Source organism: bacterium (assembly GCA_013360215.1).
GTDB lineage: Bacteria > CLD3 > CLD3 > SB21 > SB21 > JABWCP01.
In genome coordinates this window covers 1-8,814 of the sequence record JABWCP010000050.1, presented here as the reverse complement: position 1 = coordinate 8,814, position 8,814 = coordinate 1, and the positions used below count along the sequence as shown (strand labels likewise).

Below are 8,814 nucleotides of genomic sequence, written 5' to 3'. Positions count from 1 at the left end.
TGCGCGGCGTCGTGTTGTAAATAAAGAAGTAGCATTGCCCGCCATCCACATCGCTTTTTCAGCTGTCCATGTAGATCATCCGGATTTTGCGGCGCTGAGTTTTTTGAGTGGCGTACTCGCAACGGGGAAAAGTTCAAGACTATATCGTCATCTGGTGTATGATCCGCAAAAAGCTACTTCCGTATCATGCAGTATGGATGAAAAAAAGGATGACGGCCTTTTTCATGTTACGGCGCAAGCACGCCCGGAGATAGCTATTGAAGAACTGGAACAAGCGTTGTGGGATGAGCTGAACAAACTAAAAACAGAATTGATCACATTGCGCGAATGGGAGCGTATGCGTAATATTATCCGTTCCGAGTGGGCACAAAGCTTGGAAACGACATTGGGACGCGCACAATGGATTGGTCGCTATACGACGATCTCCGGACGGTATCATAACGGACAACTGGATGCCTTGGAAAATGATTTTATGCGCGTATCGCCGGAGGATATCAGACGGGTTGCGCAGTCTTATCTTATACCTGAAAAATCAAATACCGTAATATTGAAGCCTTGATGGTGCTACCACTTAACGGATTCGGTCATTTTTATGAAGACTATATTTTTTTGTATATGCCTTTTACTCTATGGCGCGCATCATCCCGCCATCACGCAGAGTCTGCACATTGTCGCTACCGGTGATACCAAAGGTTATCTTTTTGAAGAGAATGTCGAATTTGGCAAATCGGGCGGGATACTGGAACGTCAGGCTGCGATAAACCAGCTCCAATCGGCTTATGGTCGTCAGAATATGCTCCTTTTCGATACCGGCGATGCGCTGGGGTATTATTATTTGACGACGGCTTCGCACGGTCGCATTGTTTTGGATAAAATGCGGGATATCGGCTATGACGCGATGGTGGTGGGTAATCACGAATTTGATTTTGGAAAAGATGTGCTCAAAGCGTATGTGGATGACCCTTCGTATCCGTCCATTCTCGGCGCCAATGTTTTAGGCGCGGACTCACTGCCGTATTTGCAGCCGTATAAGATCGTCGAAAAAGCCGGGCTGCGCGTTGGTATTATCGGCGTGACGGATCCGGCAATAACACAAAGTGTACTTGAGGAAAAAATGGCCGGCATTATCATTGCCGATCCCAGTGCGGCGATCCGTGTGTATATAGACGAAGTGCGCGAACAATCGGATGCCATTGTTCTTTTGACGCATCTTTCGGAAGAAGAGAACAATGATTTTGCACGCGAATTTCCAGAAATCAACGTGATTATCGGTAAATCCAGCTATATCGCACCGGATCGTTTTAGTTCGGTACGCGTTAGTGATCGTTTTGAGACGTTTGTGTTTTCGGTGGATAAATTTGGCCGCAACATACCGCACATTACGATGGAAGTGCAAGATCGCAAAATACATGATGTGCAGAGCGTCGAAGTGATCGAACTGGCCTCCGAAACGATTTACGTGGATCCGGCGATGCAGGCGGCGTTTGAAGAAGAAGTGGAACTGGCCTATGCCGAACACTGTGAAACCGCGTATGGATTGGGCCCGTCGTCTTCTATTTTAAAAAAGAATTGGATGGGCAATAAAGATCTGCGCGATTATATGATGGCGATGATGCTTTTTAAAGCGAATGCGGAGATCGCCGTGATCAATGACCGCTTTTTTGATTTTGATAATTATATCGCCAATGCCGTACAAACGGACACCCTGACGGTACGGGATTTTGAGCGCATATTTTGGATCGAAAACGATATTGTCACACTCCGCATCAAAGGCGAGGATATTCTCAAAATCATAAAACGCAGCGATGAGAGCCGCACCAAATACAACGATCGTTTTGTACATCTCAAGGCGGTTAATTCGACGGGCAAAACGGATGGCTTCAATGTGCACGGGCGTGCGGTGTTAGCTGATCAATTTTACACGGTGGTCACTTCCAATTTTTTGGCCAACGGCGGCGACGGGTATAACGAATTTTTACGCGGCACGCGTAAACAGGAACATTTTGCGCTCACCAAAGACGGATGGCGTCAACAGGCCGAAGGAAAGCTGCTGCCGATACGAAAGACATTTATCGAATACCTGATCGAAAACAAAGACCGGAATATACCACGAAGATTTGATCATCCGGTGTGGTTTATGACGATGCGCAAGATCGGTTTCCAAGCGGAGAATAAAACAAAAAAGAATGATGCTCTGTATAAAGACTACTCCATCAACGAATTGCAAGGCGAAGAAAAAGTAGCGGTTTCCTCCTCGCTTGATATGAAACTGACCCGCTGGACGCGCGACCTCATTATAGAAAACTATATTAAATCGGAGTACGGCCGCATCAAGTTGGGTAATGATCCTTACCGCGAATCGGATGATAACTGGTCCGTCGAAAGTCTCGTGGCTTTGCCGCTCATCGAACAGCCTATCGTAAGTTCGGTAGCCGTATATCCTTATGCGGCGTCTAAATTTCAATCCGAATTTACGGCCGATCAGGGCCCGCGAAAGAAAGATTTATACATTCATACCGGGGCGGCGTTTTCGGATTTTTGGAATTTTTCCGAAAACCGCGTCGGGCTCGTCCATCTAACCCGGATCGAGGGTAATGAACGACGAATCGGCAATTTTGGTGTCGGTGTGCATTCGCTATTTTCCAATACACGCGGGAACTATGGTAATTTTTCTGAATTTGAATTCATCTATTTTTTTACCAAAGCCAAAAAGAAAAAAAGTGTGGCCGAAGCCGACAGCGCGTCATCCAATACGCGTTCTTTGCGGTTCAACTGGTCATCTCTTATCGCCATAGAGCGGTTTAAGAATTTTTATTTTAATCCCGGCGTGAATTTTTTTGCTTATAAAGGATACGGGCGAGACAAATGGGCGTATTCGGTGGCGTTGCAGTTTGGTCTCGTATTTACGGCAGGTTGGAAATTTTGGTAATAAAAAAATCCCGCAATGGGTTTGCGGGATTGGGTGCCGAAGGGGGGAGTTGAACCCCCACGCCCTTGCGGGCACTAGTACCTGAAACTAGCGTGTCTGCCATTTCACCACCTCGGCAAGGCGGGCAATAATAAGATAATTTATTTGAAACGTCAAATAAATTTTAAGAAACGCCATGCTCTATTAGAATAAAATCCGATTTATATTCCTGGCTGTTATTGGGGCTTAGTTTTTGACTTTTTCAGTAAGGTTCTTCTGAAAAACGGATTTTTTTCAAATGCTATGGCATACCATTCGTTTGCTTTATTCGTGTTTTTCCGTCGAGCTTCTATATCACCGGCCAACTCATAACTATGAATAAAGTTAGGGAACAGGCGTGTATTCATTTCTAATAATACTAGAGCCTCTTCCGCCTTTTGGTCGCGTTCATATAGCCGCTGGGCCGATTGATAGAGAGTAAATCCGGTGATATGTACTTTTGCCGTATCGGAAGTGATTTTGGCAACGCGTTTTAATGCAATCTCTATCCCTTGTTGGGCTGCCAGATTATAAATAATATCCGATTGATAGAGTTCGTCTATGCCCCAAAACTCAGTCGGAACCGCGATTCGCCGATCCAGTGTTTGTCCTATGATAAATGAATCAACTAAAGCCAATACACGCATATCGGAGGTAAAAACTTCATGGGAAGCGCCTTCGATGATAATATTCGACGCGTGCGTAAAATTTTTTCGAACCGCATCGGCATCCGTCATAGACGTCCGGCCGTCCAGAGTGCCGCTTACAAACAAAGTGGGGATCGTGCAAGTAAAAGGCGCTCTGAATGAATGTCCTAAATCCGTAACTTTCCATTCTTCCGTAAACCAGGAGCGATTAAATGGAAAATTAATCATGTCCGATAAGAGGCATGTATCTTTTTGTGATGCGATCAGAGCAAGACGTTCTGCCGAACAGCCCGATGCGATGGACGCCGGGTAACGCATGACCGATCCGACCGGTGTGTTTTTCATGTTAAATATCTGGAGAGCGATCGTCGAATAATCGCCGCGCTTCATGCTGTAAAAAAGAAACGGGAGTGAACGAATGAATTCCAAATTTCCCGCCTGCAATCCGATGAGCATTTGTACGTCTTCTTTATAAACTGTCACAGATATTGTACCGTTAAACCACGAGCGTACAGTTATAGCGATTTTGTTATACCACGGCTGTTGGTCGTAGCGCAATGCGCGCTTCAGAGGAATTTCTACGGTTTTGGGGTAGGCTTGAAGTGAATCAAAAACGGAATCTACTAGACCGATAAAATCCGGTACTTTTTTGGAAAGTTTGGTATTTTCATGAACAAGGTTATTGATTGTTCGGAGCCATATCTGACCATCTTCGGGAGTTCGCAATCTTTGATCCAATCCGTTGATACCCCCCAATATCATTTTGGAAATATGCGACGGATAGGCCCGGGCATAAGCCAACGCTAAGTGCGTTCCGTAACTCTGCCCCCAGATAATTACGGAATCGAGGTTCAATGCTTTTCTTAACGCTTCGATATCGTGAGCGTTTTCTAAAGTATTATAAGAGTCAAGACGAATGGCATTCGACGACATTTCATCACGAATGGATCGTATGGCTTCCGTGAATATCCGTCTGGTTGCGTCGGAGGTAATGGGTTGATCCAAAGGCAGCGTAAAAACTCTATCACTATTCATCTCCATTGTTGACAGGCCTGCACCTCGCTGTTCCAAAAGAATAACATCCGAGTGCCGGCGAAGTTCAAGAATAGCCGTGATCAAATTGGTTTTAGCCGAACGGATAGCCGAGTTGCCTGGTCCGCCGGATAGATAAATTATCGGATGCCCGGGATTTTGTGACGTGGAAGGTATCTTGAGGTATGCCAACGATAGTTCACGGGATGAATTACCATCACGTGATTCGGGAACCTTAAAATAATCTAATTCACTGATAAACGATTCACCGTCATCGGTCATAAGCGTAAAGGCCTTAGAATTATCATCGGAATTAGCATTTACACATGATGGAAAAAAAACAAGCCAAAGTATTCCTAAGACTTGGAATGAAAAAAGGTTTGAATGCGACATGAGAGACCTTTTCTAAAAAATATGATTGATAGATACGGAACAGGGTCTTTATTGTTGCGTATTAATGTCCGTTTCAATGCGTTGTTCGATAGACATTGCAACATTTTGTTCTTTTTATTGTCTAAGTAAGGGTGTCATATGTGTTGATATTCGGTCGTATTATTGATAAACTCGAAATGTCTGCTTTTGATATAATGAGGAGGGTGTATGAGTTTCCGTTATTTGTTTTTTATTACTCTGACCGGTTTATCGGTGATAGCGCAGGAAAAAATTTTTGAAAAACCGTTGAGCCCGCGTATTGCCAACTATGATTTGCGGGCGGAATTGAAGCCGGAACTGAAAACCGTCGAGGCATCGTGGAATCTGCATTGGTGGAATGCCAGTCGTGATACGGTAAAGGAATTGCAATTTCACCTTTACCTCAATGCATTTCGCAATGAAAGATCTACTTTTATTCGTGAAAGCGGAGGACGGCATCGTTCCGGTGAGATTAAACTGGATTCGGCCAATTGGGGTTATATCCTCATAAAAAATTTGGCGATGGCCGGCGGAGAAAACCTCACGACGCGTATCGAATACATCGCACCGGATGACGGAAACAAGGACGATCGTACGGTAATGCGTGTTCCGCTGAGTCGCCCGATACCTCCGGGCGGAGATATTCGGCTTACCTGCGATTTCACATCCAAACTGCCGCGCGTGTATGCACGTACGGGTTTTACGGAAGATGAGTTTTATCTCATCGGTCAATGGTTTCCCAAAATCGGGGTATGGGAAAACGGAGCGTGGAATTGCCATCAGTTTCACTCCAATTCTGAATTCTATGCCGACTTCGGCGTTTATACGATGGAGCTAACCGTTCCAAAAAAATACGTCGTCGGCGCCAATGCCGTGCTTATGGAAAAGAAAGCGCTCAACGACAGTACCAATCTATTCCGCTATCGTCAGGAAGATGTAATTGATGCCGTCTGGACAGCGTATCCTCACTTTAAGGAACTTCAGCAAACAGTGACGATCAAAGAAACAGGGCGGCAGGTCGTCGTGACGTATTTAGTTCCTCCGGAACGCCTTTGGGTAATGCCCAAATATTATGCGACATCCGAAGCGATGTTCAATTATTATCAAGAGTGGTACGGCGCGTATCCCTATCCCAATCTGACGATCGTAGATATGCCTGTAGGTGAAGAAATGACAGCCGGCGGTATGGAGTATCCGACACTTGTCACGACGGGTTCTTATTTCGGATGGCCTTTTATCAATAAATATATCGTGCCCAACCATTGGCTGGAGACTGTGACGTTTCATGAATTCGGCCATAATTATTTTCAAAGTATCGTAGCAACCAATGAATTTGAACATCCGTGGATGGATGAAGGATTTACGCAATATACCGAAGCGCGTGCATCCGTTCGTTTTGCAAAGGAGAATAATATTGCTTACGAAATGGCGGATATTTTCGGTATTCCTTTCAACGTATTGGCCTATAATCGAAGCAGCTATACGAGCCGACCCAAAGACGGTGTGATCGAAGCTTTTTCGTGGAATATTCCGGAATCTTTTTATCAGCCTGCGGCCTATGCCAAACCGGCGCTTGTTTTGGAAACACTGCAACGCCACCTCGGTGATGCGATGTGGAATAAAGTCATGCGCACGTATTTTGAACGTTACAGTTTCAAGCATCCCAAACCGCGCGATTTTTATGCGGTGGTCAATGAAGTGACCGGGAAGGATTTTATGTGGTATTTTGATCAGTTTGTCAATAAACCGGTAACCGTAGATTATCAGATAGCAGGGATATTTAATGAAGAAATACATGCGTCCCGGGGCTGGTTTGGCGAGGGTAATGATCTGAGTTTTACCGGCAGCGATGCATCGGATTCACTAAAACAATACCGAAGCGGATTTTCCGTACGCAATATGGGCGATGGTTATTTTCCGACGAAAATTTTGGTTTGTTTTGCCGACGGCGATTCCATTGTCGAGACATGGGACGGTCAATACGCGCCCCAGGAATTTGTTTACCATGGTAAGGCGAAAATCAAATCGGTGCATATTGATCCGGATCGCGTCAATTTATTGGATATCAACTGGACCAATAATAGCCGCGTGCTTGAGCGGGACGAAGTCGGAATTCAGCGCTATATTACGCGTTTTCTTTTTTGGTTACAAAATATCGGCCAGGTGTTGGCCGTATTAGTTTAAGGAGAATACACAATGAAACTTACACATATCTATTTCAGCGCTTGGCATGCAACATGGAATAACCGCCGTATGGCGATCATACTGTGGTTTACTACTTTGATTACGGCGATACCCGGATACGTTATGGCGTACCGCACGATGGGGCAGTACTTCGGACGCACAGAAGTTCCTTCGCTGTGGAAAAATGATTTTGAACTTAACTACTTATTTGACATGATGATTGATCAGCCTTCGGCGGGTACGATTATTTCGTCGGTATTTGGCGGAGCGGCGATCGCCTCGCTTATACTCATGATTTTTTTGACAGGCGGTATTGTTGCGGCGCTTATACACCCAAATGAACAAAACCTTTTTTGGCATAATTGCGGTAAATACTTCGGTCGTTTTTTCCGGTTATTCTTGTGGAATGCGGTATTTGTTATGATCGGCATAGCACTCATTCCCACGTATGAATACGGCTGGATTATTACGGTGATACTCTCCGGTACGGCGATCATGGCGGGAGATATTGCTAAAATTCGTATCGTCTATAATGCACACTATTCCGTAACGCGGATGTATTTTCAGTCATGGAAATGGGTTTGGCAGCATGTGCATCACATCAGTGCGCTGTATATCGTCAATGGGATCGCGTTTGTGGCCGTTTTCGCACTGTATAAATATTTGGACAACGGATTCGTGGCGAATAACGGACTAAAACTTTTGATGATGATCGTCTTGCATCAGCTATTTGTATATTTCCGCGCAATGATGCGGATTCAGTTTTTGGCGGCACCGGCAGAGCTGTGGAAAAATTTGCATTATACCGTCGTGCCGCCGCGCGTCGTTTCGTCGCAGGAAAATATATTACAAACGGCGTGATCGGATACCGAGTCAAAATAAAAAAAAGCCCGATTCACGGCCGGGGTGTTTTTGCCGATGAAAAAATACCGGCACGTCGTAAGATCGGTGAAATGACCGGCGCGATCATTACGGTACGTGAAGCCCGTCGGCGTGCTAAACAACGCGGAGCTATTGCTTTGGTCGAATTTTCGGACGGGTGGGCCGTAGACGGTTTTGATCACGGCAATGCCTTTGCGCGGATCAACCACAGCTGTGCGCCTAATGCATGGATGCGTGTCTACGGTCATCACGTCGAATTTTATGCGCGGCGTGTGATTCGCATGGGAGAGGAGATCACCTGCGATTACGTCGAGTCGCATCACGACGGCAAACTTCGCTGCCGATGCGGTGCAAAACGATGCCGAGGTAGTATTTGAGGATTTCTATTTTTAAAACGTAACGACTTTATCCGCCCACTCGACCATCTGAACACAATCGATCATCGTAGAAATCGGACAACTTTCAGTACCATCCAATTGCCGTGATTTGAGGCATGTACCGCAGGCCAAGATCGTACCGCCCTCACCGATAAATTTTTTCAATTGTTCATCCACGTTGTATTTTTCATGCGTGAGTCCTTCGCATTCGACGGCTTCACCCATCAGAAATACTTTTACCTCGTGGCCGGTTTTGCGGGATGTGACGGCAAAACGAAATGCATTCCACGCTTTTTCCGGTTCTTTGGTTTCTATGATAATGCCGAGTTTCATG

Annotated in this window: 7 protein-coding genes and 1 tRNA gene; 5 read left to right on the top strand and 3 right to left on the bottom strand. The window is 45.5% G+C overall.

Annotation, left to right across the window (positions count from 1 at the left end; all coding sequences use genetic code 11):
• The coding region (locus HUU58_15995; GenBank protein ID NUN47175.1) for an insulinase family protein at positions 1-559 on the top strand (559 nt) is incomplete at its 5' end.
• A 33-nt stretch (positions 560-592) separates the two neighbouring features.
• Positions 593-2,929, top strand: a complete 2,337-nt coding sequence (locus HUU58_15990) for a bifunctional metallophosphatase/5'-nucleotidase (protein NUN47174.1) — start codon at positions 593-595, stop codon at positions 2,927-2,929.
• Between the two features lie 34 nt (positions 2,930-2,963).
• Here the strand turns inward: HUU58_15990 and HUU58_15985 are convergent.
• Both HUU58_15985 and HUU58_15980 read right to left on the bottom strand, forming a co-directional pair.
• Positions 2,964-3,046 (bottom strand) — tRNA-Leu (locus tag HUU58_15985).
• A 98-nt stretch (positions 3,047-3,144) separates the two neighbouring features.
• The gene (locus HUU58_15980; protein ID NUN47173.1) at positions 3,145-5,019 is read right to left on the bottom strand and encodes an alpha/beta fold hydrolase; all 1,875 of its coding nucleotides are present in this window, start codon (positions 5,017-5,019) and stop codon (positions 3,145-3,147) included.
• A gap of 207 nt (positions 5,020-5,226) precedes the next feature.
• Here HUU58_15980 and HUU58_15975 point away from each other — a divergent pair, with 207 nt between their 5' ends.
• Genes HUU58_15975 through HUU58_15965 form a run of 3 tightly spaced genes read left to right on the top strand, consistent with a single transcriptional unit; the run spans position 5,227 to position 8,480 of the window.
• The gene (locus tag HUU58_15975) at positions 5,227-7,221 is read left to right on the top strand and encodes a M1 family metallopeptidase (GenBank protein ID NUN47172.1); all 1,995 of its coding nucleotides are present in this window, start codon (positions 5,227-5,229) and stop codon (positions 7,219-7,221) included.
• Positions 7,222-7,233: 12 nt separating this feature from the next.
• Positions 7,234-8,082: a hypothetical protein gene (locus HUU58_15970; GenBank protein ID NUN47171.1), complete on the top strand. Its 849-nt coding sequence runs from the start codon at positions 7,234-7,236 to the stop codon at positions 8,080-8,082.
• Positions 8,067-8,480, top strand: a complete 414-nt coding sequence (locus HUU58_15965) for an SET domain-containing protein (protein NUN47170.1) — start codon at positions 8,067-8,069, stop codon at positions 8,478-8,480. Before HUU58_15970 ends, HUU58_15965 begins: the two co-directional genes overlap by 16 nt.
• 12 nt (positions 8,481-8,492) lie before the next feature.
• On the opposite strand, the gene HUU58_15960 is transcribed toward HUU58_15965, so the two are convergent.
• Entirely contained in the window at positions 8,493-8,813 is a 321-nt protein-coding gene (locus tag HUU58_15960; GenBank protein ID NUN47169.1) for a DsrE family protein, read from the bottom strand.
• Position 8,814 lies beyond the last annotated feature (1 nt).

What these genes read in the sequence shown, in the direction of transcription:
- HUU58_15990 (NUN47174.1), top strand. Translation starts at nt 593, where the DNA reads ATGAAGACTATATTTTTTTGTATATGCCTTTTACTCTATGGCGCGCAT.
- HUU58_15975 (NUN47172.1), top strand. Translation starts at nt 5,227, where the DNA reads ATGAGTTTCCGTTATTTGTTTTTTATTACTCTGACCGGTTTATCGGTG.
- HUU58_15960 (NUN47169.1), bottom strand. Translation starts at nt 8,813, where the DNA reads ATGAAACTCGGCATTATCATAGAAACCAAAGAACCGGAAAAAGCGTGG.
- HUU58_15970 (NUN47171.1), top strand. Translation starts at nt 7,234, where the DNA reads ATGAAACTTACACATATCTATTTCAGCGCTTGGCATGCAACATGGAAT.
- HUU58_15980 (NUN47173.1), bottom strand. Translation starts at nt 5,019, where the DNA reads ATGTCGCATTCAAACCTTTTTTCATTCCAAGTCTTAGGAATACTTTGG.